Genomic DNA, 25,496 nt, shown 5'->3' with positions numbered 1-25,496 from the left:
CGAAAGTGATGCTTTGGGCGTTGACAAGAAAGCGGGTATGATCCACCTGAAAGGCACAAATTCAAGGGTTCAAGAGCGCGATCCATGTCTTTAGCTACCGATTTTGATCCGAAACCGCGCCGCGCTTCCGTCGCGGTCGACGTGGGCGGTGTCGTCGTCGGCGGCGGTGCACCGGTCGTCGTACAGTCGATGACGAATACGGATACCGCGGATATCGATTCGACTGTCGCGCAGGTTGGAGCCCTCTTCAAAGCAGGCTCCGAGCTCGTGCGAATCACCGTCGATCGTGACGAGAGTGCTGCTGCCGTTCCGAAGATTCGCGAGCGATTGCTGCGCCTTGGCATGGATGTGCCGCTTGTCGGCGACTTCCACTATATCGGCCACAAGCTGCTTGCCGATCATCCGGCCTGTGCCGAAGCGCTGGCGAAATACCGGATCAATCCCGGCAATGTCGGCTTCAAGGATAAGAAGGACAAGCAGTTCGCCGAAATCATCGAGACGGCGGTCCGCTATGACAAGCCCGTGCGTATCGGCGTCAACTGGGGTTCGCTCGACCAGGATCTGCTGACGGCACTGATGGACAAGAACGCCGAGGCGGGCTCGCCGCTTTCAGCACGTCAGGTGACGCGGGAGGCGATCGTGCAATCGGCGCTGATCTCGGCCAACCTTGCCGAAGAGATCGGCCTGCCACGCAACCGCATCATCCTGTCGGCCAAAGTCAGCCAGGTCCAGGACCTAATCGCTGTCTATTCCATGCTTGCCGACCGCTCCAACCACGCGCTGCATCTGGGACTCACCGAAGCGGGAATGGGCACTAAGGGCATCGTCGCTTCGTCGGCGGCCATGGCCTATGTTCTGCAGCACGGCATCGGCGATACGATCCGCGTTTCGCTGACGCCTGAGCCGAATGGCGATCGTACACGTGAAGTGCAGGTAGCACAGGAACTGCTGCAGGTCATGGGCTTCCGGCAGTTCGTGCCGGTGGTCGCCGCCTGTCCGGGTTGCGGCCGCACGACGTCGACGGTTTTCCAGGAGCTGGCGCAGAATATCCAGAACGACCTCCGAAAGAACATGCCGGTCTGGCGTGAGAAATATCCTGGCGTAGAAGCGCTCAACGTCGCAGTCATGGGCTGCATCGTCAACGGTCCGGGCGAAAGCAAGCATGCTGATATCGGCATTTCGCTGCCTGGCACCGGCGAGACGCCGGCTGCTCCCGTCTTCATCGACGGCAAGAAGGCGCTGACGTTGCGTGGGCCGAACATTGCTTCGGATTTCGAGACGCTTGTTGCCGATTACATAGAGAAGCGTTTCGGCCAGAAGACTGCCGCTGAATAGGTTCAGCCGCTGACGCCAAGAGACGCCAGCTTGTGTCAGTTCTTGCGGTCGGCAACAAAATGCGCGGTGGCGGCGAGCGTCGCAGCGGCATCGCCGTAAGGCGCCAGAAGCTGTGTGGCATCCTCGACGTGCCGCCGAAGCTCAGCTTCCGCCCATTCGATACCACGGAGAGCGACGAGCGTGCCTTTGCCGCGGCTTATGTCCTTGCCAGTTGCCTTACCCATGGTCGTGGCGTCGGATGTAACATCCAGAAGATCGTCGGCGAGCTGGAAGGCAAGGCCGATCTTTTCGCCGAACGCGCGCAGGCGTTTGCGGTCATCAGTCGAAGCGCCGGCGATGAGCGCACCCGCTTCGCAAGCAAAGCGGATCAACGCTCCCGTCTTCATAGACTGCAATGTGACGATACCATATTCATCCGGCGTATTTTCTTCCGCGGCGAGGTCGAGTGCCTGTCCGCCAGCCATTCCGCCCAGACCAGCGCTGCGCGCAAGCGCAAGGATCAGCGCCACCTTGCTTTGGTCGGGAAGTTTCGTCTCGTCGGCAGCGATAATGTCGAAGGCATAGGTCAGAAGGCTGTCGCCTGCGAGGATCGCGGTCGCCTCGTCGAAGGCGATATGCACCGTCGGTTTGCCGCGGCGCAGATCGTCGTCGTCCATCGCCGGAAGATCGTCATGGACGAGCGAATAGCAGTGAATGCATTCAAGTGCCGCACCCACTCTCAAGGCCGCCCCTTTATCTCCGCCTAAGAGCAGCGCGCTCTCCACGACGAGAAACGGGCGAAGCCGCTTGCCGCCGTTCAACACGGCATAGTGCATTGCCGTCCTCAGGATTTCGGGCCGGGCTATTTCATCCTCTCGCATGCCTTTGGAAAGCAGCGCGTCCAGCAACGTCTCGATCTCTCGGGCGTTGGTCTTCAAACGTGCTTCGAAGGCTGCGGGGCTCGCGTTCATGCGCGCTCTTTGGCACGAGCGGCGGCGCAGTTGCAACGGAATTGTCGATGGTCACGGCAAGATTTCGTCTGTGCACTGGCCTTCCGAACCGGCAAACGGTATGAGAACGCAGGGAACAGGTATTGGGCTTATATATTGGACATAGCGCCGGAGAGAGAGGACAGCATTGCGATGCCGGCTCATCGCCGTTTATTCGCTTGGCTGCGAAGCCAGCCGATGATGATGCGCATCGTCCTTGCAATCGCCGGACTTCTGATCCTGCCTTATGTGCTGATCTTTATTTATCTCATTCCCTTTATTCATCCCGTCTCGACACTGATGCTGCGCGATCTCCTGCTTCTGCGTGGCTATGACCGGCAATGGGTGTCCCTGGACGACGTCTCGCCGGTTCTTGTCCGGTCGGTGATGATGTCCGAGGACGGCCAATACTGTTTCCACGGTGGTGTCGACTGGGGGGAAATGCGCATGCTGGTCCTAGACACGCTCGACGGTGAATCGACCCGCGGCGGCAGCACCATACCCATGCAGACTGCCAAAAACCTGTTTCTTTGGAACGGCCGTTCCTTTGTGCGCAAGGCGCTCGAGCTGCCGCTCGCGGTTACCTCTGACTTCGTCTGGACAAAGCGCCGGTTGATGGAGATCTATCTCAACATCGCCGAATGGGGCCCGGGTATCTATGGCATCGAGGCGGCAGCACGCTATCATTTCAAGGTACCGGCTTCCAAGCTCTCGCGACGCCAAGCAGCGCTTTTGGCCGTTTCTCTTCCGAACCCGATCGACCGGAACGCCGGAAAGCCCCGTCGCGGCCTTCGCACGCTTGCCTCGGTCATCGAGCGCCGGGCTCAAGGTTCCGGCGATTACATCAGATGCCTTTATGATTGAGGCATGAATTATTCATTGGTCGCTTTAGCCGGGCGCCGCTAAATTCGGCCTCGAAATCAATTTGCGGATGCTTCATGGATAGCCTTACCCTCTATATCGGAAACAAGAACTACTCCTCATGGTCGTTCCGGCCATGGATAGCGATGGAAGCAACGGGCATTCCGTTCGAAGAAATTCTGATCCCCTTTGATTTTCCCGCAGGCAATCCGCGCATCAGGGAGATCTCTCCCACGGGCAGAGTGCCGGTTCTATTCCATGGCAGCCTGCGGGTATGGGAATCGCTCTCGATCATCGACTACGTCTCCGAGCTCTATCCCGAGGCGGGGCTTTGGCCCAAGGATCGCGCACAGCGCGCGGTGGCGCGTTCGGTCTCGATGGAGATGCTTTCGGGTTTCCGAGCGCTCAGAGGCGCTTGTCCGATGAATATCCGGCGTGCTCGCGGCAAGATCGCACTTGCGGACGGCGTGATGGCTGACGTCCTGCGGATCGAAACCATTTTCCGCGACTTGCGCGGCCGCTCGGGCGGACCGTTTCTCTTTGGCGGATTTTCGGCAGCCGACGCAATGTTTGCGCCGGTTGTCAACCGCTTCGATACCTATGACCTTGTGACTGCCGGCGATACGTTGAGTTATATGTCGGCGATGAAGGCGCATCCTGCCTGGCAGAAGTGGGAAACAGCGGCCCGGGCCGAACCCTGGATTGTGCCGGAAGACGAGGTCTGATCTTCAATCCGCGAGAATCACAAAAAATCCGTTTTGGGACTGGTCAACCACCTTCAGGGCATGTATAAGCGCGCGAAATTTCCGAAATCGCGACACGTCCGTTTCGGCCGCCAGCTTGGCCGGGGAATGTGTTGCCTGTGAATTGGAGTATGTAAAATGGCTGTACCGAAGAGAAAAACAAGCCCGTCCAAGCGCGGTATGCGCCGTTCTGCAGACGCACTGAAGGCCGCGACCTACGTGGAAGACAAGAACTCCGGCGAACTGCGCCGCCCGCACCATATCGATCTGAAGACCGGTATGTATCGCGGCCGCCAGGTTCTGACGCCGAAGGAAAGCGCATAAGTTTCCAAATTCTGGCATGGCCAGGATTGAAAAGGCCGGCTTTAAGCGCCGGCTTTTTCGGTTTTGAGAACTATTATATTTCTGATGCCTTGAAGTGGCGCTGTGATTTGCTGCAGTATTCCCGTCGAGTAGGGGGACATGCTGACATGATCGCTGTAATGCCGCTGATGGTAATTCCGTATATTCTTTACAATATGACGATTGCCGGTTTGATGGGCGGCGGAGGCATTCCCGCGCTCCAGCATGACATCATCGTGCTTTCGATGATCTCCGGGGCGATCTGGAGCATGGCACTTGGCGATCTCTTCATCGTCGTGGCGCTGGTCATTCTGTTCGTCGAGATACTGAAGGCCACCAGCAATGGATCTGGCAGCCTGATCAACCACATGCTGTCAATGCTGGTCTTCATCGCCTTCCTGGTCGAATTCCTTCTCGTCCAGGACGCAGCAACACAGGTCTTCTTCATCTTGATGACGATTGCACTGATCGACGTGATCGGCGGATTTGCCGTCTCGATCCGCAGTGCCGGGCGCGATGTTTCGATTGGGCTTTGAGCCTTAGAGATTGTCGAGCTTATTCTGCAGGGCGCGCAGCTGCTCCTTCAACTCATCGATATCCTTCGCCTCCGCCTTCTTCGTTTCCTTGGCGGGAGGGGTCATGAAAGGAGAGAACATCTGCATGGCCTGCTGAAACATCTCGGTGTTGCGGCGGACCTGGTCTTCGACCATCTGCATCGGGAGCTGCAGGTTCTTGCCGAGCGGCGATTCACCGAAGGCGCGGGTCACTTGTTCGCGCATCTGCGACTGCTGTTCGGTAAAGGCACGCATGGAATGTTCGAGGAAAGTTGGAACGACCATTTGCATCTGATCGCCGTAATAGGTGATGAGTTGGCGCAGGAAGGAAATCGGCAGCAGCGTGTTCCCGGTCTTTGATTCCTGCTCGAAAATGATCTGGGTCAATACGGAGTGCGTAATGTCATCACCGCTCTTTGCGTCCTGTACCGTAAAATCCTCACCCTTCTTCACCATCTCTGCCAGATCTTCCAGCGTCACATAGGTGCTGGTGCCTGTATTATAGAGGCGGCGGTTGGCGTATTTCTTGATAACTATTTGGCCCTCATTCTTCGCCATATCAGTTCTCCTGAACCCCGTCTGATTGTTATGGATATTCCTCCACCACAGACTGTAGACGCAAAAGAAGCCTGGTGACAATCTCTTTGTGCGATGCGGCAACCCCTTTGATAGAAGGGATAATTCGTATCTTCGTCAGCGGCTGCAAAAATTGCCGCAATCGTCTTGCCGTTTGACTTAGGGCTGAACCTTTGCCAGTTTCAGCTTATATATGCTGAAGGAAACGAGGAGGCCTTTATGAGCAGTTCGTCCATCGTCATCGCCAGCGCGGCCCGCACAGCGGTCGGCTCTTTCAATGGTGCATTCGCAACCGTCCCAGCGCATGAGCTTGGGTCTGCCGCCCTCAAAGCTGCGCTCGAACGCGCAGGCGTCGAGGCGGCGGAAGTCGACGAGGTGATCCTCGGCCAGGTGCTGCAAGCAGGCGAAGGGCAGAACCCAGCTCGGCAGGCGGCCATGAAGGCGGGGGTTCCAAAGGAGGCCACGGCCTGGGGTGTCAACCAGCTTTGTGGCTCAGGCCTTCGCGCCGTAGCGCTCGGTATGCAACAGATCGCGCTTGGGGACGCGAAGATCATCGTCGCCGGCGGCCAGGAATCCATGTCGATGGCTCCGCATGCCGCGCATCTGCGTGGCGGTACGAAGATGGGCGACATGAAGATGGTCGACACCATGATCAAGGACGGCCTGATCGACGCTTTTTACGGCTATCACATGGGCATCACGGCCGAGAACGTCGCCCGCCAGTGGCAACTTTCCCGCGACGATCAGGATCAGTTCGCGGTTTCCTCTCAGAACAAGGCGGAAGCGGCCCAGAAGGAAGGCCGCTTCAAGGATGAGATCGTTCCCTTCGTCATCCAGACACGCAAGGGCGATGTGACGGTGGATGCCGACGAGTATATCCGCCACGGCGCAACGCTCGATGCGATGGGGAAGCTTCGTCCGGCTTTCGACAAAGAGGGCACAGTGACGGCTGCCAACGCATCGGGTCTCAATGACGGAGCCGCAGCCGCAGTACTGATGACGGAAGCAGAGGCCGTAAGGCGCGGAATCCAACCGCTGGCACGCATCGTTTCCTGGGCAACGGCTGGCGTCGATCCTCAGGTCATGGGAACCGGACCGATTCCCGCGTCGCGCAAAGCGCTCGAGAAAGCCGGCTGGTCTGTTGGTGATCTCGACCTGATCGAGGCGAACGAGGCCTTTGCGGCCCAAGCCTGCGCCGTGAACAAGGACCTCGGCTGGGATCCGGCCATCGTCAATGTTAACGGCGGGGCAATCGCGATCGGCCATCCGATCGGCGCATCCGGGGCGCGTATTCTCAACACGCTGCTTTTCGAAATGAAGCGGCGTGGCGCAAAGAAAGGACTTGCCACGCTTTGCATCGGCGGAGGCATGGGCGTCGCCATGTGCTTCGAAGCATTATAATAGCATGCGATTGATGATTCAAAACGCCTGATCAATGGCGAAATAGCCTCGAGGGGAGCGAAACATGAGCAGAGTGGCTTTGGTCACCGGTGGCACGCGCGGTATCGGTGCAGCGATTTCGATGGCGCTCAGGAATGCGGGTTATAGGGTCGCCGCCAACTACGCCGGCAACGATGAGAAGGCGAGGGCCTTTCATGACGTGACCGGCATTCCGGTCTTCAAGTGGGACGTGTCCGATTATGTCGCTTGCGGCGAGGGTGTCGCGAAGGTGGAAGCGGAACTTGGCGGTGTCGAGGTGCTGGTCAACAATGCCGGTATCACACGCGACGCAATGTTTCACAAGATGACGGCGCAGCAGTGGCATGAGGTGATCAATACCAACCTCACGGGCCTCTTCAACATGACGCACCATGTCTGGGGCGGAATGCGCGATCGGAGCTTCGGACGCATCGTCAACATCTCTTCCATCAACGGCCAGAAGGGCCAGATGGGGCAGGTGAATTACTCGGCTGCCAAGGCGGGGGATCTCGGCTTTACGAAGGCCCTCGCCCAGGAAGGGGCTGCGAAGAACATCACCGTGAACGCTGTCTGCCCCGGTTATATCGGCACGGAAATGGTTCTCGCCGTTCCGGAGAAAGTGCTCAACGAGAGGATCATTCCCCAGATTCCGGTCGGACGCCTTGGTGAGCCGGAGGAGGTCGCGCGCTGCGTTGCCTTCCTCGTCTCCGACGATGCCGGCTTTATCACGGGCTCGACACTTTCGGCAAACGGTGGGCAATTCTTCGTCTAAGCTTACTTGCTACGCGGATGCTTGGTCTTTGCCTTGACGGGCACTCTTTGCAACCGTCTGTCTGCATCGCGAAGCGCGGCGATAGCTGTCGTGAGAAATGCTGCCGCAACAAGGATAGCGACAGCGGAATTTAAGACAATCTGGGCCATAAGGCATTCCTTTCATACCCGGCGTACTGTTCCGTGTTCATGAGGGAAATATGAGCCCGTTTCCCGCAACGCGGTAGATTTGGATTTCGGGACCGATCGTCAACATACCATTGACGATGCGCATAAACAAAAACGGACGCCGAAGCGCCCGTTTTGCATACAAAACGGCGATGTTTAGTAACGGCGTGGGCAGCGTGCTTCGTAGCGGCGGCCGTAGCGATCGCGATAGACGCAGTAGCCGCGGCGCTCTACCGACTGGCCGATCAGGGCGCCAGCGAGACCGCCAGCAACGGCGCCGATTGCAGCGCCACCCCAGCTGTCGGAGACAGCACCGCCAATAATTGCGCCGGTACCGGCGCCAATTGCCGTTCCTTTTTCGGTCGGTGTGCAGGAGGCAAGCGCGCCTACGAAGGCGGCAACAATTGCAATTTTTTTCATCATGAACTTCACTCCCTATGTTACCAAGCCGCTATATCCGGCCCATTAGGACAAGAATAATAATGATGATGAGGACTAGCCCTAAACCGCCGGAAGGTCCATAGCCCCAACCACGGCTATATCCCCAATTCGGTAGGGCACCAATCAAAAGCAAAATAAGGATAATGAGAAGTATCGTTCCGAGCATGTTCCGGTTCCTTCAACTCATTGTGAGTCCGAATGGACAATAAACACGCATCCGCGATTTTTGTTCCCGGCTAAACTCCGCACGGTGCGAAGGGCGCTGGTTTCTGCTTGAACCGGGCGATCAAGAAACCTAAAAATCCTTAATAGGGCTGCGATCAGAAGTGCCGCGCGACCAGAATCTTGCAATTGTTTTATGGTTAAAATTGCATTCATGTACAACATGTTGCGGTGAACGAACCGGGAAAATCCCGATGTCGCTGATTCGTCGGCGATTCGTTCCGTCTTTGGTCGAAGCGTTAATAGAGCCGGGCGCAGGCGTTAATCAAATATGAATCCGGCTTCCGAAACAGACACCAGAGTTGCCTCCGCGATTCGCCGCCGAGTCGTTCCGAATTCCACGGAAGCGTTATTTCCCGGCAGTTTTTCCAACCGCTTCTGGGTGATATTCTCTGTTCGGTAAGAAATGTTAACCGCGTGACGCTCCAGCTCTTGCCGCGTCCGATGGCGATTCAGCATCTAGTAGGAAAAATCGATTCAAAACCAATACTTAGCCGTGAACAAAAGCTGAATCACCGCGAGTCACCGATTCGTCGCTGATTCGTTCTCACGCTGTTCCGAATCTTAAAACAACCATTTAGCGACATTTTTTGAATCGAGTTTGCAGCTCATTTTGAAGCCCGGCTCTTGCGTTTGGCCGGATGGCTGTCCATGTGTTGTCTGCTTCGGGAACGAAGCGCACTTGACCTTAAGGCTCCCCGCCTCACTTGCACGGACAATGACACTGACATCGCAGCCGATGATATTGAGCGGGCGCGGCGTGACCGCGGTGCTCGGGCCGACCAATACAGGCAAGACCCATTACGCCATCGAGCGCATGGTAGCGCACGGCACCGGCGTAATCGGCCTGCCACTGCGTCTGCTGGCACGTGAGGTCTATACGCGCGTTGTCGAAAAGGTGGGAGTGCAGAACGTTGCGCTTGTGACCGGCGAGGAGAAGATCTCACCGGCGAATGCGCGCTTTTCCGTTTGCACGGTCGAAGCCATGCCGCGCGAAACAAAGGCCGCATTTGTCGCGATTGACGAGGTTCAGCTTGCAGGCGACCTCGAGCGCGGCCACATCTTCACCGACCGTATTCTGCATCTGCGCGGACGCGACGAAACGCTGCTTCTGGGGGCCGACACGATGCGGCCGATCCTACAGCAGCTCCTGCCTGGCATCACGGTCGTCGAAAGGCCGCGGCTTTCGCAACTTTTCTACTCGGGCCAAAAGAAGATCACCCGTCTTCCGCAACGGTCGGCTATCGTCGCCTTTTCGGCAGATGAGGTCTACGCCGTTGCAGAGCTGATCCGTCGTCAGCGAGGGGGTGCCGCGGTCGTTCTCGGCGCTCTCAGCCCCCGCACCCGAAATTCTCAAGTCGCGCTCTACCAGGCCGGCGATGTCGAATATCTCGTCGCAACCGATGCGATCGGCATGGGCCTGAATCTCGATGTCGATCACGTGGCTTTCGCGCAGGACCGCAAGTTCGACGGGTATCAGTTCCGTAATCTCAATCCTGCCGAACTCGCTCAGGTCGCGGGACGTGCTGGCCGTCATGTCCGTGACGGCACATTCGGAGTGACGGGCCAGGTGCATCCGTTCGACGAGGAATTGGCGGAGAGGATCGAGGCCCACGAATTCGATAGTGTCAAAGTTTTGCAGTGGCGGACGAAGGAGCTTGATTTCTCCTCAATACAATCATTGCGGGCGAGCCTCGAAACTCCTCCGACCGCCCAAGGTTTAACGCGAGCCCTGCCCGCCGTTGACCAGCAAGCGCTCGAACATCTGGCGCGCTATCGGGAAATTATTGATCTGGCTACAAATCCGCAGCGCGTGGAGAAGCTTTGGGAAATTTGCGCACTGCCCGACTACCGGCGTATCGCGCCGGCACAGCATGCCGACCTGATCTCGACGCTCTTTTCCGATCTTGTGCGCCATGGCACGGTGAACGAGCAGTTTCTCGCAGAGCAGGTGCATCGAGCGGATCGGACGGATGGCGAAATTGACACGCTTTCGGCGCGAATCGCGCAGATAAGAACGTGGACTTATGTGTCGAATCGACCCGATTGGCTTGCCGATCCGACACACTGGCAGGAAAAGACGCGGGAAATCGAGGATCGATTGTCCGATGCGTTACATGAAAGGTTGACGAAACGCTTTGTTGATCGCAGGACATCTGTGCTCATGAAGCGCCTGAGAGAGAATGCGATGCTGGAAGCTGAAATCAGTGTGAATGGCGATGTCTTTGTTGAAGGACATCATGTGGGGCAATTGTCCGGATTCCGGTTCACGCCCCTTTCGGGTGCGGACGGACCGGACGGCAAGGCGATCCAGACCGCATCGCAAAAGGCGCTTGCCCTGGAATTCGAGGCGCGCGCCGCGCGCCTCCATGCTGCAGGCAACAGCGATCTGGCGATCAGCGCCGACGGCCTTATCCGCTGGCTCGGCGATCCGGTTGCGCGCCTTGCGGGCAGCGAACACATCATGCGTCCTCGCGTCATCCTGCTTGCCGACGAACAACTGACGGGCAATGCGCGCGATCACGTTGCAGCCCGCGTCGAGCGCTTCGTCAATCACCACATCAGCACGATCCTGAAGCCGCTCGATGATCTTTCGCGTGCCGAAGACCTGCAAGGCTTGGCCAAGGGCCTTGCCTTCCAGCTCGTCGAAAATCTCGGCGTCCTCTTTCGCCGCGACGTGACGGAAGAGGTGAAGTCGCTGGATCAGGACGCGCGTGCTTCCATGCGCCGTTATGGTGTTCGCTTCGGCGCCTACCACATTTTCGTGCCCGCGCTTTTGAAGCCGGCTCCGGCTGAACTCATCACGCTGCTCTGGGCCTTGAAAAATGACGGCCTCGAAAAACCGGGCTATGGCGACCTCATTCCGGTGCTGGCTGCCGGCCGCACGTCCGTCGTGACCGACCCGGGCTTCGAGCGCATGTTCTATAAGCTTGCCGGCTTCCGTTTTCTCGGCAAACGTGCCGTTCGCATCGATATTCTCGAGCGGCTTGCGGATATCATCCGTCCATTGCTGCAGTGGAGGCCGGGTCAGGTGAATCGGCCGGAAGGAGCTTATGATGGCCGCCGCTTCACGACGACCACCGCGATGCTTTCGATTCTCGGCGCGACGCTGGAGGATATGGAAGAGATTCTCAAGGGCCTCGGTTATCGCGCCGATGCCGTGACGGCCGAGGAGGCGGCAGCTCATCTTGCTGCTCAAGACACTTCCGCCGCCCCGGCAGCGGAGATCCCGGTGGACGAAGCGGCCGAGAAGGCAGATCATGACGATGCCGACAGCACATCGGAAGAAGCTGCTTCCGATGGGCCGGCTACAGAAGACAAGCCTGCTGTCGAGGCCGCTACTGCCGACTCATCCGCGGCTGAACCTGCTGAAGCCGTGGAGCCTGTCGAACAGAAACCTGTCCTTCTGTGGCGTCTTGGCGGGCGCAACGACAACCATCGCCAAGCACGTGGTCAAGGCGAACGCCGCAGCGGTGACCGTCAGCAGCATGGCACCCGCCGTCACGGCGGGGGCGAAGGCGCAGAAGGCAATCGTGGCGAAGGCCGTGACGGTAAACGCCAGGAACGGGACCGCGACGGCAGCAAGCCGCACCAGGGCCGTGGCGATCGCAACGAGAAGCGGGGTGATCGTCAGGATCGCGGCGACCGCAAGGATCGCAACAACAATCGCAACGGCGCACAGCCGCTGCGCTTCGAGGCAAAGCCGCCGCGCAAGGAAAAGCCGATCGACCCGGATTCTCCTTTCGCAAAGCTCGCTGCCTTGAAGGAGCAGATGAAGAAGTAGCCAATGAGCGGGGAGACACAGCCAGGGAGCGGTTCGCGGCAGCGCATCGACAAGTGGCTGTTCTTCACGCGCATGGTGAAATCACGCTCTCTGGCGCAAAGCCACATCCAATCAGGCCGCGTTCGTATCAACGGCGAGCGCGTACAGCAACCCAGCCAGATCGTAAAGGCAGGCGACCGTGTCGAACTGGCACTCGAGCGCCGGGATGTGGTTCTGATCGTGAAGGCACCGGGCGAGAGGCGCGGGCCTTTCGGGGAAGCAAAACTGCTTTACGAGGATCTCACGCCGCCGCAGGGTGAGACAAAACGTCTCACGTCCTATGAGCAAGCCATCCGTGCAGCCGGCAGCGGCCGGCCGACGAAAAAGGAGCGGCGTGCAACCGATCGGCTATTGCCCGACGAGGATTAGAAAACTCTATCAGCCAGAGCCTGCTTGGCAGATCGTTTATTCTTGAAATCCGGCCACAAAGCCGATACGTCACAGTCAACTTGCCGGACAGTGTGCTTGCCTCCCAAGCCTGTCCACGCTGTCCTCCGGCCAGGGGAAAGGCGCGACGTTCCAGGTTGCCCGGCCCCGCTTTCGTGAAAATCCTGGAGTTCTTCATGACCTATGTCGTGACCGACAATTGCATTCGCTGCAAATATACCGATTGTGTGGAAGTCTGCCCCGTCGATTGTTTCTATGAAGGCGAAAATTTTCTCGTCATTCACCCGGATGAGTGCATCGACTGCGGTGTCTGCGAACCCGAATGTCCCGCCGAGGCCATCAAGCCGGATACCGAACCGGGGCTCGACAAGTGGCTCAAGATTAATGCGGAATATGCCAGCATCTGGCCCAACATCACGATCAAGAAAGAACCGATGGCGGAGGCCAAGGAAATGGACGGAGAGGTCGGCAAATTCGAGAGGTATTTCTCCGAAAAGCCCGGCTCCGGCGATTGAAATCGGGATCAGAGCCGGGCGTAAACGTTTATATGATGCTCCGTTCATATAGGTGCCATGTGTTGCCCGCATGGCTCACATTAAGCAAATTATTGATTTCCTCATATTTTTATGATAGTTTTCGGAAACTGATCCATTTGAGGCACGAAGCGTGCCGAAGCCATCACGAAAGCAAGAGAAATCCGTACGCGGTTCCCCGTGAGATATCAACACCTTGAGCCGTTCGATCGTCGATCGCGCGCAAGGATTTCTTTTGCTTCTGTCTGGTGAGACCAGAGTGAAGTCACCCGACGGAGCGGATCCGTCTCATCCGGGCCTGACTGACCCGGCTCCGGCCGCTGCCGGACGCGTAACAGGGAGTTTTTGACTAGTATGACGACCCAGCAGAAAAAACCTTCAGCAGCACGCCACGGCTTCAAGACCGGTGAATCGATCGTATACCCCGCTCACGGCGTCGGTAACATCACCGCTATCGAAGAGCAAGAAGTCGCCGGCATGAAGCTCGAACTTTTCGTTATCGATTTCGAGAAGGACAAGATGCGCCTGAAGGTTCCGGTTGCCAAGGCAATGAACATCGGCATGCGCAAGCTGTCTGAAACTGATTTCGTCGAGCGCGCTCTGAAGGTTGTGCAAGGCAAGGCGCGCGTCAAGCGTACGATGTGGTCCCGCCGTGCCCAGGAATATGATGCCAAGATCAATTCCGGCGACCTGATTTCCATCGCCGAAGTCGTTCGCGATCTCTATCGCGCTGAAAACCAGCCTGAGCAATCCTATTCCGAACGCCAGCTCTACGAAGCCGCACTCGATCGCATGGCGCGTGAAATCGCTGCGGTGAACAAGATGTCGGAAACTGAAGCCGTCCGCCTTGTCGAGACGAACCTCAACAAGGGTCCGAAGCGCGGCAAGGCAACCGAAGAGGACGAGTCGCAGGACGAAGCCGCTTAATACAGCATTGTTTTCCCTAGGAAAAAGCCCGGCCTGCGTGCCGGGTTTTTTTTGTGGAACTTTTCCCGGCTAGCCGCGTTTAAATAGCGTAAATGCGGGCTGCATCGGGAAATATTCGTCCCCTCGAACGTTCGCATTCCTGTCAACGTTCGATGAGGAGCGGATCATGCCTTCCCCAATTTGCCCTGCCGGCAACTTGAAGAAACAGGTCCAGCTTTACTGCCTTAACGGCACATGATGAAGAGATAGGGCCCCCTCCTGAAAAATCCAGAAGCGGGGCCTTTATGCAATTCAGACGCTGGATTGGTTCGGACAGCGATGTTCCGGAAACGGATCTTGTTTGTTTCTTTCAGGGGCACGAGGCCTGATTTTTAGGAGACCGATATGAAGAACATGTCTGCAGACCGGCGTATGATCAAAATCGCCATGGCGGCTCCCTATCTTGCTCGGGAAGAAGAACATAACCTCGCTATTCGCTGGAAGGACAATGAGGATCGCGGCGCGCGAAACCAGATCGCGATGGCTCACATGCGCCTCGTTATTTCCATGGCGGGCAAGTTCCGGAATTTCGGTCTGCCAATGAGCGATCTCGTACAGGAAGGTTATGTCGGACTTCTTGAGGCCGCTGCCCGCTTTGAGCCGGAGCGCGAGGTGCGCTTCTCCACCTATGCAAGCTGGTGGATCCGCGCGTCGATCCAGGACTATATCCTGCGCAACTGGTCGATTGTTCGCGGCGGCACGAGTTCCGCGCAGAAGGCCCTTTTCTTCAATCTGCGCCGCCTCCGCGCCAAGCTTGCCAGAGGCGACTCGCATCTCACCCTTCAATCCATCCATCAGGAGATCGCGGCTGCCTTGGGTGTCAGCCTTGCCGACGTTCAGACGATGGATGCGCGTCTTTCGGGCAATGACGCCTCGCTGCAGGCACCTTCGGTCTCCGGCGATGCTGACAGCGCGGAGAAGATGGATTTCCTTGTCAGCGATGATCCGCTGCCGGACGAGCAGGTTTCCAACATGATTGACGGTGAACGCCGCCGTATCTGGCTGACATCGGCGCTGAAACATCTCAATGAGCGCGAAATGAAGATCATTGCAGCGCGCCGCCTTGCCGAAGAAGGCGCGACGCTCGAGGAACTCGGCGCCGATCTCGGAATTTCGAAGGAACGCGTTCGCCAGATCGAAAGCCGCGCCATGGAAAAATTGCGCAGCGCGCTTGTCAATGCGGATCCGCATATGGCGGCTCACGCCTAAGAGCCTTTACTCCCAGCAGCACAAACTCACCCGGTGAAAGCCGGGTTCTTTTTTATTCGGAAATGATCTTCACGCGGTCGCCGGGCGAAACCGTGCCGCCGGCCCGCAGGGCATTGATCAGTTTGAAGAGGTCGAGTTTACGATCCGTGCCAAGCATTCGGGCCGCCAGCGTTGCGACGTTTTCGCCGGGACGAACGGTGACGACGCGGATTCTCAGGGGCTTCAGCGTTGCCGCCTCCTGCGGCGTCATGCGGCGGAAGCTGGCGCGCAACACGTCTGCCGTCTGCTGCAAGACGGCACTGCCCTTTGGAACGGCCGTCAGGAAGCGGAAGATCTGCGAATTATTGCGCACCACCGTAACATCGAAATCCCATCGATCCGCTGTGGCACGGGCCGTTGCCGCTTCCATGCCGTTAACGGTGATCGGCCGGATCGTCGAAGGATCGAGACCAGTGACCCAGCCGCTCGAAATGTAATTCGTCAAGCTCTGGTTGTCGTTGCCGGCAACGCCGTCAAAGCGGATAGCCACGTCTCCCGGACCGGTTGCCATGACGGCTTCGACTTTGTTGTCGATGCTGAAATCCGGCGGCACATCGAAGCGAATGCCGAGACCGCCATGCAGGAAGGTCTGGCCGCGAACATAGCCTTCCTCCGGACTGTCGCCATAGAGAAGGCCGTCGATGCCATCGAGATAGTAGCCCCTTCCCTTGTCACCGACCGTCCCTTCCTGGCCGAAGGCGCGGGCGTGATCGCGCGAAAGCTCGATACGCTGCACCGAGTTCGGGTGGCTCGAAAGGAAGTCCAGGCTTTGGTCGGCGTCAGGATCGGCAGACATGAAGCGGCTGTAGGCCGCCATCGAATCGAGGAAGCGCGTGGCGGCATAAGGGTCATAACCCGCTTCGCCAAGCATGCGCACACCAATCACGTCGGCCTGCAGTTCCTGCTGGCGGGAGAAAGCCGCAAGACGCAGCTTGCCTCGCGCGAGAGCTTGCTTACCAGCGATGTCGCTCGACAGCACCTCGGCAACCACGCGGCTTGCAATGACCTCAGCCTCTTCGCGCTTCTGCCGCTCGATGCCGTGATTGGCCGTCACGTGACCCATTTCATGCGACAGCACGGCTGCGACTTCCGAAGCATCGTTGGCGAGTGCCAGCAGGCCGCGGGTTACATAGAGATAGCCGCCCGGCAGTGCAAAAGCATTGATCGCCGGTGAATTCAAAATCGTGATGCGATAGGACTGGCTCGGATTTTCCGAAACCGCCGTCAGCGCGCCGGCAATGCGGGCAACGAGGCGTTCGGTCTTGGCATCCTTGTATTCGCCGCCGTAGCTCGCAACGATACGCGGATGTTCGCGCGCACCCATGGCGGCACGTGGATCGTTCTTTTGTACTTCATCGACGATCTGCGGATTGGCAGAGGGAGAGACGGTCGGCTGATACGATTGTTCGATGATCGACTGGCAGCCATTAAGCGCAATTGCGGCCGCAGACACCAGTAATGCGCGGCGGCTCCACCGGTATGGCACAGAAAGCACGTTACTGGAGGGCGCGGGGCGTTTCCACGTCGTCATGCTGTCCAGTCTGGCTCTCCGAGTCATCTTGCTTTTAGGCCGGTTTGCCGCATGTCTGATCCGGCCGCTTCCAACGGGGTTCAACAGTCGTCCATCCCGGTTCTCGCACTGCACAACGGGAAGACACAAGCCATTGCTGTAACTGATTTCCGCATCGGTTGCATAGCGAGACTCTGCTTAATTGTAGCGCCGTTGTATTTTAGCAAGCGTGGCATCGTTAGGGTGTCCTCTCGCTCGGATGAAATTGTGGCGAAAGTGCCAGTGCAAGCGTGAGATTCGTCAGCGGCGCAGAAATTGCCGTAGCGCAGGCATGTCCTCCCGCGCGAGATAATCGGAGAGTGGCGCGGCAAGAACGATCGCCCCTTTATCGATAAAGACACCGTAGTCGGCGATGCGACGCACCTCGTCGGGATCATGCGAAACGATGATCACCGTGTTGCCGGTCTCCATATGCAAGCCGAGCAGCAGCTCGGCCATGTCTGCGCGCAAGCCCGGATCAAGTGCGGCAAAAGGTTCATCCAGGAGCAGAACGGCGCGCTTTCGCACGAGCGCCCGCGCAAACGCTGCTCGCTGCCGCTCCCCGCCGGAAAGCGTTGCGGGCATACGCCGTTCGAAATTGGCGAGGCCGACCTTCTCGAACGCCTCAGAAATGTTTCGCCGGTCCTCGGCAGTGAGCTTCAATGTCGAATCGATCCCCAGACCGACATTGGTGAAGAGATCGAGATGGGCAAAGAGATTGTTGTCCTGGAAGACGACCGAGACTGGACGCTCCGCCGGATAGGCCGCCGTCACATCGGCGCCGCGCATCCGAATGCGGCCGACGTCAGGTCGTTCAAAGCCGGCGAGCAGATTGAGAAAAGTTGACTTTCCGGCGCCGGAAGGGCCGCTCACGGCGACGATCCGGCCGGCCGGCAGACGGCAATCGAAATGGAAAGCGTGCGTGCCGAGCTTCAAGCGCACGTCCTCCATTTCGATCCCGGCTTGATCAGCGGCCGTCATTGCCATTCTCCCGCCTTGGCTGGCCTGCGGTTCCAGCGATCGTCAGCAGTAGACAAACAACGCCGAGGATAAGCGCAAGGCCGTCGGCGTCGTTCGTCCTGTAGCTGCCCATGCGGCTATAAACGAGCCAGGGCAATGTGACAAAACCCTCGGAGCCAAAGAGCGCGACGGCGCCAAGATCGCCAAGTGAGAGCGCCATGGCGAATGACAGGGCAGTGAGCAGCGGCTTCTTCAAGCCCGGCCAGTCTATGAATCTCAATCGGGCCGCGCCCGCAATACCCAGGCTTGCGGACAGTTTCTGCGTCCGGCGCTGATGCACAACATAGGCCGGCTCCAGCACGCGCATGACAAAGGGAAGCGCCATCAGCATATTGATGAGAACGACGAGCAAGGCTGCAAAGCGCGTCGCATCGCCGAAAGGCCGCAGTGCCATGAACCATCCGGTCGCAAGCACGATCGGCGGCACGAGCAGGACCATCGACGAAGCGCTGCCCATGGCCGCAAAAAAGGATCGGTCGGTAATGCCTCGCCGCCGTTTCGATACAATTGCATGCCGGGCACGTATCATGGCCATCGAAAGGGCGACCGAGAGCAGAGCCGCGGTAAGCGAGATTGCGAAGCTTGTTCCGGCCGACTGCCAGAAGATCGGCTCCTGCAGCAGCTTTATGAGATCGGCATGCAATCCTGCCGCGATAACGGATAGAAGCGGCAAGCCGAGGAAAAGCACGGCGATCAGCAACAACAGCCTGTCGGCCAATCTGGCACCTGGGCTTTTGCCATCCAGCCGCTTGATGTCCCTGCCTGTGGTCAAGCCTTCATCTCCGGCCGGTGGAAAGAATGCCATCGCGCCCAGGATCGCCGCCGTGAGCGCGATCTGCAGGAGCGACAAGGCGATTGCGCGGCCGGGATCGAAATCGAAGCGAAGCGACTGGTAGATCGCAACTTCGATCGTGGTCGCCGCCGGGCCACCGCCGAGGGTCAGCACCAGCGTGAAGCTGGTGGCGCAGAGCATGAAGATCAATCCACCGATCCCGGGAATGAGCGGGCGGATCGCCGGCCATTCAATGAAGCGGAAAACCGAGCGGGGCCGCATGCCGAGACCGCTTGCCATCAGCCAGTATTCGGCAGGCACTCGTTCGAGACCCGCGAGGATCAGCCGGCAGGCAAGCGGCAGGTTGAAGAAGATATGGGCGAGAAGGATGCCCGTGAGCCCATAGATGCTTATCGGTTCGTCGAGCCCGACCTTCACCAGCAGAGAGTTCAACAACCCCTGCCTGCCCCATATGCCAATCAGGCCGAGTGCTCCGATCAGCACTGGCAGCCCCATTGGAACCGCCATCAGGCGGATGATCCAGATGCGGCCTATAAAATGCGGCTGGCGAGCGAGCGCGCGTGCAACCGGAATTGCTAAGGCGATGGAAAGTGCGGTTGAAAGCAGCGCTTGCAGCAGCGTGAAGCGCAGCACACGCAGAATATAAGGATCGAAAAGAATGCCGGCGATGGCCGATCCCCCGCCGGCAAAAAGCAACGAGAATGCTGCAAGGCCGACAAACAACGTGACGGCGGCGAGGCTGATCGCCCCGCCGGTCAATGCACGCTGTTGTTCAGCTGCGGTCTGCAGCATCAGTTCATGCTCATCGCTGCGAGCCACTCGTCGATCCAGGCCTTGCGGTTCCTGGCGACGTCGTCAGGGCTCATCGAGAAGGTCTTGGCCGGATTGACGAGCTTGTTAAAGGCGTCGGGGAGCGGCTCAGAGGTTGCAGAAACGGGCATCATCCAATTGTTCGTCGGGATGGTATCCTGGAAGGCGGGTGTCACCATGAATTTCAGGAAGTCGCGAGCGAGATCCTTGGTCGGAGCATTCTTCAGAAGACCTGCGACTTCGATCTGGATAAAATGGCCTTCAGAGAAAGCTGCGGCCTGATAGCGATCAGTTTTTTCGACGACCATATGGTAGGCTGGGGACGTGGTGTACGAGAGCACCATCGGTGCCTCACCCTTGGTGAACAGGCCATAGGCTTCGGACCAGCCGGGCGTGACCGTCAGGATGCGGTTCTTGAGTCTGGCCCAAGCTTCCGGCGCCTTATCGCCGTAAATGGATTTGATCCAGAGCAGCAGGCCGAGACCGGGCGTCGAGGTTCGCGGATCCTCGATGACGATCTTCTGCGCGGGATCGCCCTCGACCAGATCCTTCATGCTCTGCGGCGGGTTCTTGATCGTCTGTGTGTCGTAGATGATCGCAAAGTGGCCGTAGTCGTAGGGAACGAAGACATCGTCCACGAAGCCGCCCGGCACCTTCAGAGCGCCGGCATCGACGCCGCTTGCGTCGAACAGGCCGGTTTCCTTGGCTTCGGTGACAAGGCTCGTGTCGATGCCGAGGACGACGTCGGCTTTGGTGGAGCTCCCCTCGAGCTTCAAGCGCGAAAGCAGTGCGACGCCATCGGCAACGCTGACGAAATTGACCGTGCAGCCGCAGGTCTCCTCAAAGGCCTCCTTGACCTTAGGTCCAGGTCCCCATTCGGACGTGAAGCTTTCATAAGTATAGATGGTGAGCGTCTTTCCCGCGGCGTGCGCGGCAGACAAGCCAAGCGTCGCGGCGAAAAATGCTGCGGTCAGCGAAGAGATGATCGATGTGCGGCCGGACATGGCACGCCTCCTCCTTGAGTTTCGTTTGAACGGGAAAAGGGCGTTGCCGAATGTCACGCGTCTAATCCCTCCGCCGGTGTTAACCGGATCAGGTTCCGCGGGTTGGCTCGAAGCCTCTCAGCCGGATGTCTTCGGACACGCGGCACCCCGTTAGAGCGTCGGCAGATGTATCGTCATGAAGTCGCTGTGACAAGGGCGAAGCGGAGCTTCCGCGCCTATTCGGCAGCTTCGGCGGCCGCTGTTGCCGGACTTATCTCTTCACGCGATCGAGGGAGCTGAACCGGCCTCAGCATGAGTGCCGCTGCAAGCCCTATCAGGGCAATGGCGCAGGAGGTCATGAAGAGCGGCATGAAGGCTGCGGCATAAGCATCGGCGACAGCCAGGCGGCTTGCTTCGGGAAGGGCAGCCATCATCTTCGGCGTCAGTTGCTCGACATCGGCAACAAGGGGAATGGAGTGGCCGATTTTTGCAAGCTGCGAGCCGATAATCGCGCCATAGATCGAAATGGCGATCGAGGCGCCGCCCATTCGCGAAAGGGTCACAGAGCCGGTCGCGGCGCCGACATCACCGGCATGAGCTGCATTCTGCACGCCGATCACCGGCACCTGCTGAGCGAGACCGATGCCGATCCCATGTATCATCATGAGCGCGCCGATGAAGGCGATCGGGGTACCTGCATGAACTTGCGAGAGCGTGGCGAAGGCGACCGCACTGCACGAGAAGCTTGCAACTGCGAAGGGTTTGTAGCGTCCTGTCTTCGAAATGATCCGCCCGGCGGAAAGCGAACCGCAAACCAGCCCGCCCGTGAGAAGAATGAAGAGCAAGCCCGCCCGCGATGGCGAAAGGCCCGTGGTCGTCTGCAGAAACAGCGCAAAATAATTCACCATGCCGATCGCGATTCCACCACTCATGACGGAGATCACCAGCAAGAGGCTGAAGGTCGAATTGCGAAAGAGCGGCAGCGGCAGGATCGGCTCGGGCGCACGACGCTCCACAAAAACCCAGGCGATCGCGCAGATGGCGCCGAAGCCGATGATGCTCAGACTTAGAGGCGAAACGAGAGAGCCGAAAAGTTGGCTGCCATCGGCCGTCAACACAATGCTCGTCGTTGTCATCGCCAAAAGTGCTGCGCCGGCGTAGTCGATCTTCGGGCGGCGATGCGGCTTGCGGTAGGGTAGCATGAAGGCAAGGCCCGCGAGCACGGCAAAGCCGATGGGCACATTGATGAGAAAGATCGAACGCCAGCCGAAGAGGTCGCTCATCATGCCGCCAAGAACTGGTCCAACGGCGCTCGACGCCATAAGGACGAGGCTGGAGTAACTCTGGTAGCGGGCTCTTTCGCGCGGTTCGAAGAGATCGGCGTTGACGGCAAAGATTGAAACCATAATGCCACCACCGCCAAGTCCCTGCAGAATGCGAGCAGCAATCAGCGTATTCATCGACACGGCCAAACCGCATACGGCCGAGCCGATGGTGAATATGGCGACTGACGTCATCATCACATATTTGCGGCCAAACAGATCGCCGAGCTTGCCGTAGACCGGCATGACGGCGCTGAGCGACAGCAAATAGGCCGAGCCGATCCATCCGAAGCGCTCCAAATGACCGAACTCGCCGACGATCGTTGGAAGTGCCGTCGAGACGATCTGATTATCGAGCGTCGCCATGAACATGGCCGTCATCAGGAAAAAGAAGAGGATGAGCCGCCGCCGGTGATCCGTCACGAGCGGCGTGGGTACTGTTTGCATATCCATGAAAACATTAATCCGACTTTTACGGGTTGTTTATGTGCCTATGGCATATAAATGTCAATGGCATGCGAATGACGCAAGCATGTTCTCATTTGGCAAACGCTCTGTTATGATTCATATATGAGCAAAACCGCGTCCAAACCTGATGAATCCGACGCCACGTCTCTTGATGTGGACGGCGTTCCCCGCATTGGCCGGAGCATGACCCGCATGCGCCTGATGACCGGCCGCCGGCTGATTGGGCGGCTGGCGATCCAGAGTGTGGCGCCGGGTCTCGAGCTCTCCCATCTCGATGTTTTGGATGCGATCCGCAGGGCCCAGCCGGCCGGCGAAGTCACAGTTGGCGCGATCGCCGAGATGCTGCGCATCGACCCATCTCGCGCAAGCCGCGTGGTCGCGGATATGGTCGGACGCGACGTGCTTCGCCGCGAGGCATCGCAGGCGGACGCACGGCGCATCATCGTCGTGATGACTCCGCTTGGACAGCGGCTTCTTTCGGAAATCAAGGCGCAGAAGCTGTCGATCGTTTCCGAGATCGTGGCCGATTGGCCGAAAGAGGATGTGGATGCCTTTGCCGCGCTCTTCGAGCGTTTCATCGGCGGCTACGAAAAGGTCTTCCTGTCGCGCGACAAGGATATGCCCGGCTGACCTGCCCCTTTCCCTTGACCCCCGCTTTGCGCTATGGGCATGCCCATGAGCCAATCCATCTTCACGATCCTGCTCGGCGGCGAACTCAGCCCGACCGAACGTCTGCGTTCTGCAATCTCGGGCAGCCGCTTCATCGCGGCCGACGGCGGCATGCGGCATGCGGCAGCACTCGGCGTGGTTCCGGAGCTTTGGGTCGGGGATTTTGATTCGACGCCGCCGGATCTGGAAGGCACGTTTCCGGACGTCCCGAAACAGCCCTACCCCGCCGCCAAGGCCGCAACGGACGGCGAAATCGCCGTGGCAGAGGCAATTGCCCGCGGTGCACGGCGCCTGGTCCTTGCCGGCGCGCTCAGTGGCGAGCGCTCGGACCATGCGCTGCAGCACCTGCTCTATGCCGTCAGCCTCGCCGAAGAGGGTTTTGACATTCTGCTCACCTCCGGAACGGAGGAGGCCGTGCCGCTTCTCGCCGGTTCGATCGTGCTCGACTTGCCGAAGAACAGTTTGTTTTCGGTGTCCGGCTTCAGCGAGCTGCATGGTCTTTTCATCGAGAATGCACGCTACCCGCTCGCCGATTTTCATTTGCCCTTCGGCTCCTCGCGCACCATTTCCAACGTTGCGGAAGGCAAGGTTCGCTTCACGCTCGGCAGCGGCCGGGCGATCATCCTTGCCCGTCCCTATGATCTTTCCGGAGTCTGATTTTGGCCCCTCCCATCCTGAAACTCGATGATATCTTCCTGAACTTCGGCGGCACGCCTCTCTTGGCCGGCGCGAACCTGCAAGTCGAGTCCGGCGACAAGATCTGTCTGGTCGGCCGCAACGGTTCGGGCAAATCGACCCTTCTGAAGATCGCGGCCGGGATCGTTGAAGCGCAATCGGGCGAGGTTTTCCGCCATCCGTCCTCGACGGTGCGCTATCTGGAGCAGGCTCCGGATTTTGCGGGGTTCAAGACCGTGCAAGCTTATGCGGAAGCCGGTCTCGGACCGGGCGATGATCCTTATCGCGTGGCCTACCTTCTCTCGCATCTCGGCCTCACCGGCGAAGAGGACCCGAACAACCTCTCTGGCGGCGAAGCGCGACGGGCCGCGCTTGCCCGCGTGCTGGCGCCCGAACCGGATATTCTCCTACTTGATGAGCCGACGAACCATCTCGACCTTCCGACTATCGAATGGCTGGAAGGTGAACTTCAGAAAAGCCGGAGCGCGCTGGTCCTAATTTCCCACGACCGTCGTTTCCTCGAAAAGGTCTCGACCGCGACCGTCTGGCTCGACCGCGGCACGTCGCGGCGGCTCGACCGTGGCTTTGCGCATTTCGAAGCCTGGCGCGATCAAGTGCTTGAGGCGGAAGAGCTGGAACAACACAAACTTGGTAAGGCGATCGAGCGCGAGGAGCATTGGCTGCGTTACGGCGTGACGGCGCGGCGCAAGCGCAATATGCGCCGCCTCGGCGAACTGCAAACCATGCGCTCCCAGTATCGGGGCCACAAGGGGCCACAGGGAACTGTGCAGGCTGCCGTGTCCGACGCGCAGGAATCCGGCAAACTCGTGATCGAAGCAGAGAAGATTACCAAGACCTTCGGCCACCGTTTGATCGTGGCGCCGTTTTCGATCCGCGTCCATCGCGGCGATTGCATCGGCCTGGTCGGGCCAAACGGTGCGGGAAAGACGACGCTTCTGAAGATGCTGACGGGACAGCTCGCGCCGGATAGCGGCACGGTGAAGCTCGGCACCAACCTCGAAATTGCAACACTCGACCAGAAGCGCGACGATATCGATCCAGAGAATACGCTCGCGAACTACCTGACAGACGGGCGCGGCGAGAGCCTGCTGGTGAACGGCGAGCAGCGGCATGTGACCGGTTACATGAAGGAATTCCTCTTTCAGCCGGAACAGGCGCGCACGCCGATCAAGAACTTGTCGGGCGGCGAGCGCGCGCGGCTGATGCTGGCGCGCATCCTCTCTCGGCCGACCAACCTTTTGATCCTCGACGAACCAACCAACGATCTCGATCTCGAGACTCTCGACCTGCTGCAGGAAATCGTGGCCGGGTTCCCCGGCACCGTCATCGTCGTCAGCCACGACCGCGATTTTCTCGACCGTACGGTGACATCGACCATTGCACCCACCGTTCCCGATGCGCCCGATGGGCGCTGGATCGAGTATGCCGGCGGCTATTCCGACATGCTTGCCCAGCGCAAGGGCGCAATGGAGGAGCGAAGGAGGGCCGAAAAGGCCGCGGAAAAGCCGAGAGCTGAGCCCACGACACCTGCAGCAGACGCCTCGAAGGGCAAGGTCAAGCTCTCCTACAAGCAGAAATTCGCCCTCGAAAACCTGCCGAAGGAGATAGCCAAAGCAGAAGCTGAAATCGCAAAGCGCGAAGAAAAGATGGCAGACCCCAATCTATTCAGCAAGGATCCCGCCACCTTCAATCGGTTTGCGGCGGAGATGGAAAAGCTACGCGACAGCCTGACGACAATGGAAGAGGAATGGCTGGAGCTCGAAATGCTGCGCGAAGAGCTGGAAGGCTGATAGGAAAGTGCGCCTTACTGTTTCATGTGGCAGATGTTA

At 58.8% G+C, this 25,496-nt stretch carries 24 protein-coding genes and 1 riboswitch; of the genes, 15 read left to right on the top strand and 9 right to left on the bottom strand.

All coding sequences use genetic code 11. The annotated features are described in order from the left end of the window. Positions 1-84 precede the first annotated feature (84 nt). Positions 85-1,335, top strand: a complete 1,251-nt coding sequence (ispG, locus tag N2599_RS17375; protein WP_027512068.1) for a flavodoxin-dependent (E)-4-hydroxy-3-methylbut-2-enyl-diphosphate synthase — start codon at positions 85-87, stop codon at positions 1,333-1,335. A gap of 35 nt (positions 1,336-1,370) precedes the next feature. Here the strand turns inward: ispG and N2599_RS17370 are convergent, their stop codons facing one another. Continuing rightward, complete coding sequence (locus N2599_RS17370) at positions 1,371-2,285, bottom strand: polyprenyl synthetase family protein (protein WP_027512069.1); 915 nt, start codon at positions 2,283-2,285, stop codon at positions 1,371-1,373. Between the two features lie 135 nt (positions 2,286-2,420). Between N2599_RS17370 and mtgA the strand changes: the two genes are divergently transcribed. The 4 genes from mtgA (at position 2,421) to N2599_RS17350 (ending at position 4,785) form a co-directional block, all read left to right on the top strand. After that, positions 2,421-3,167 (top strand): monofunctional biosynthetic peptidoglycan transglycosylase, encoded by a 747-nt coding sequence (gene mtgA / locus N2599_RS17365; RefSeq protein ID WP_027512070.1) that lies wholly within the window; start codon positions 2,421-2,423, stop codon positions 3,165-3,167. A gap of 74 nt (positions 3,168-3,241) precedes the next feature. After that, a complete protein-coding gene (locus N2599_RS17360; protein ID WP_027512071.1) occupies positions 3,242-3,889 on the top strand; it encodes a glutathione S-transferase family protein in 648 nt (215 codons plus the stop codon). A gap of 156 nt (positions 3,890-4,045) precedes the next feature. After that, positions 4,046-4,231 carry a 50S ribosomal protein L32 gene (rpmF, locus tag N2599_RS17355; protein ID WP_016556742.1) on the top strand — a complete coding sequence of 62 codons (186 nt, stop codon included), beginning with the start codon at positions 4,046-4,048 and terminating at the stop codon, positions 4,229-4,231. A 146-nt stretch (positions 4,232-4,377) separates the two neighbouring features. Continuing rightward, on the top strand, positions 4,378-4,785 hold the full coding sequence (locus N2599_RS17350) for a hypothetical protein (protein ID WP_027512072.1): 408 nt from the start codon (positions 4,378-4,380) through the stop codon (positions 4,783-4,785). Positions 4,786-4,788: 3 nt separating this feature from the next. Here N2599_RS17350 and phaR read toward each other — a convergent pair whose 3' ends face one another. After that, entirely contained in the window at positions 4,789-5,361 is a 573-nt protein-coding gene (gene phaR / locus N2599_RS17345; protein WP_027512073.1) for a polyhydroxyalkanoate synthesis repressor PhaR, read from the bottom strand. A gap of 237 nt (positions 5,362-5,598) precedes the next feature. Between phaR and N2599_RS17340 the strand changes: the two genes are divergently transcribed. Next, entirely contained in the window at positions 5,599-6,780 is a 1,182-nt protein-coding gene (locus N2599_RS17340; protein WP_027512074.1) for an acetyl-CoA C-acetyltransferase, read from the top strand. 64 nt (positions 6,781-6,844) lie between these two features. Continuing rightward, on the top strand, positions 6,845-7,570 hold the full coding sequence (locus tag N2599_RS17335) for a beta-ketoacyl-ACP reductase (protein WP_027512075.1): 726 nt from the start codon (positions 6,845-6,847) through the stop codon (positions 7,568-7,570). Between the two features lie 323 nt (positions 7,571-7,893). On the opposite strand, the gene N2599_RS17330 is transcribed toward N2599_RS17335, so the two are convergent. Next, positions 7,894-8,160 carry a YMGG-like glycine zipper-containing protein gene (locus tag N2599_RS17330; protein WP_027512076.1) on the bottom strand — a complete coding sequence of 89 codons (267 nt, stop codon included), beginning with the start codon at positions 8,158-8,160 and terminating at the stop codon, positions 7,894-7,896. A gap of 28 nt (positions 8,161-8,188) precedes the next feature. Beyond that, a complete protein-coding gene (locus tag N2599_RS17325; protein ID WP_022717477.1) occupies positions 8,189-8,344 on the bottom strand; it encodes a DUF3309 family protein in 156 nt (51 codons plus the stop codon). A gap of 774 nt (positions 8,345-9,118) precedes the next feature. On the opposite strand from N2599_RS17325, the gene N2599_RS17320 reads away from it, so the two are divergent. From N2599_RS17320 to N2599_RS17300, 5 genes are all read left to right on the top strand, one after another. After that, positions 9,119-12,184 carry a helicase-related protein gene (locus N2599_RS17320; protein ID WP_027512077.1) on the top strand — a complete coding sequence of 1,022 codons (3,066 nt, stop codon included), beginning with the start codon at positions 9,119-9,121 and terminating at the stop codon, positions 12,182-12,184. A gap of 3 nt (positions 12,185-12,187) precedes the next feature. Beyond that, positions 12,188-12,592, top strand: a complete 405-nt coding sequence (locus tag N2599_RS17315) for an Hsp15 family ribosome-associated heat shock protein (RefSeq protein ID WP_027512078.1) — start codon at positions 12,188-12,190, stop codon at positions 12,590-12,592. A gap of 194 nt (positions 12,593-12,786) precedes the next feature. Next, positions 12,787-13,125 carry a ferredoxin FdxA gene (fdxA, locus tag N2599_RS17310; RefSeq protein ID WP_027512079.1) on the top strand — a complete coding sequence of 113 codons (339 nt, stop codon included), beginning with the start codon at positions 12,787-12,789 and terminating at the stop codon, positions 13,123-13,125. A gap of 372 nt (positions 13,126-13,497) precedes the next feature. Next, the gene (locus N2599_RS17305) at positions 13,498-14,070 is read left to right on the top strand and encodes a CarD family transcriptional regulator (RefSeq protein ID WP_027512080.1); all 573 of its coding nucleotides are present in this window, start codon (positions 13,498-13,500) and stop codon (positions 14,068-14,070) included. 384 nt (positions 14,071-14,454) lie between these two features. After that, positions 14,455-15,318 (top strand): RNA polymerase factor sigma-32, encoded by an 864-nt coding sequence (locus tag N2599_RS17300; protein WP_027512081.1) that lies wholly within the window; start codon positions 14,455-14,457, stop codon positions 15,316-15,318. Positions 15,319-15,370: 52 nt separating this feature from the next. Here the strand turns inward: N2599_RS17300 and N2599_RS17295 are convergent, their stop codons facing one another. The 5 genes from N2599_RS17295 to N2599_RS17275 form a co-directional block, all read right to left on the bottom strand. Beyond that, entirely contained in the window at positions 15,371-16,915 is a 1,545-nt protein-coding gene (locus N2599_RS17295; RefSeq protein ID WP_027512082.1) for a M48 family metalloprotease, read from the bottom strand. Between the two features lie 252 nt (positions 16,916-17,167). Next, the gene (locus N2599_RS17290; RefSeq protein WP_027512083.1) at positions 17,168-17,887 is read right to left on the bottom strand and encodes a thiamine ABC transporter ATP-binding protein; all 720 of its coding nucleotides are present in this window, start codon (positions 17,885-17,887) and stop codon (positions 17,168-17,170) included. After that, complete coding sequence (gene thiP, locus N2599_RS17285) at positions 17,874-19,511, bottom strand: thiamine/thiamine pyrophosphate ABC transporter permease ThiP (protein ID WP_037142983.1); 1,638 nt, start codon at positions 19,509-19,511, stop codon at positions 17,874-17,876. Before thiP ends, N2599_RS17290 begins: the two co-directional genes overlap by 14 nt. After that, the gene (gene thiB, locus N2599_RS17280) at positions 19,511-20,533 is read right to left on the bottom strand and encodes a thiamine ABC transporter substrate binding subunit (RefSeq protein ID WP_027512085.1); all 1,023 of its coding nucleotides are present in this window, start codon (positions 20,531-20,533) and stop codon (positions 19,511-19,513) included. The genes thiP and thiB overlap by 1 nt, the downstream gene beginning before the upstream one ends. Positions 20,534-20,581: 48 nt before the next feature. Next, positions 20,582-20,693: riboswitch (TPP riboswitch) on the bottom strand. 55 nt (positions 20,694-20,748) lie between these two features. Continuing rightward, positions 20,749-22,287: an MDR family MFS transporter gene (locus N2599_RS17275; protein ID WP_027512086.1), complete on the bottom strand. Its 1,539-nt coding sequence runs from the start codon at positions 22,285-22,287 to the stop codon at positions 20,749-20,751. A gap of 117 nt (positions 22,288-22,404) precedes the next feature. Here N2599_RS17275 and N2599_RS17270 point away from each other — a divergent pair, with 117 nt between their 5' ends. Genes N2599_RS17270 through N2599_RS17260 form a run of 3 tightly spaced genes read left to right on the top strand, consistent with a single transcriptional unit; the run spans position 22,405 to position 25,457 of the window. Next, on the top strand, positions 22,405-22,932 hold the full coding sequence (locus N2599_RS17270) for a MarR family winged helix-turn-helix transcriptional regulator (RefSeq protein ID WP_027512087.1): 528 nt from the start codon (positions 22,405-22,407) through the stop codon (positions 22,930-22,932). Positions 22,933-22,971: 39 nt separating this feature from the next. Further along, complete coding sequence (locus N2599_RS17265; protein WP_244915110.1) at positions 22,972-23,628, top strand: thiamine diphosphokinase; 657 nt, start codon at positions 22,972-22,974, stop codon at positions 23,626-23,628. A 2-nt stretch (positions 23,629-23,630) separates the two neighbouring features. Beyond that, positions 23,631-25,457 carry an ATP-binding cassette domain-containing protein gene (locus N2599_RS17260; RefSeq protein WP_027512089.1) on the top strand — a complete coding sequence of 609 codons (1,827 nt, stop codon included), beginning with the start codon at positions 23,631-23,633 and terminating at the stop codon, positions 25,455-25,457. Positions 25,458-25,496 lie beyond the last annotated feature (39 nt).

It is taken from the genome of Rhizobium sullae (assembly GCF_025200715.1).
Lineage (GTDB): Bacteria > Pseudomonadota > Alphaproteobacteria > Rhizobiales > Rhizobiaceae > Rhizobium > Rhizobium sullae.
The sequence above is the reverse complement of the archived record's forward strand: the minus strand, read 5'-3'. Positions and strand labels throughout refer to the sequence as shown.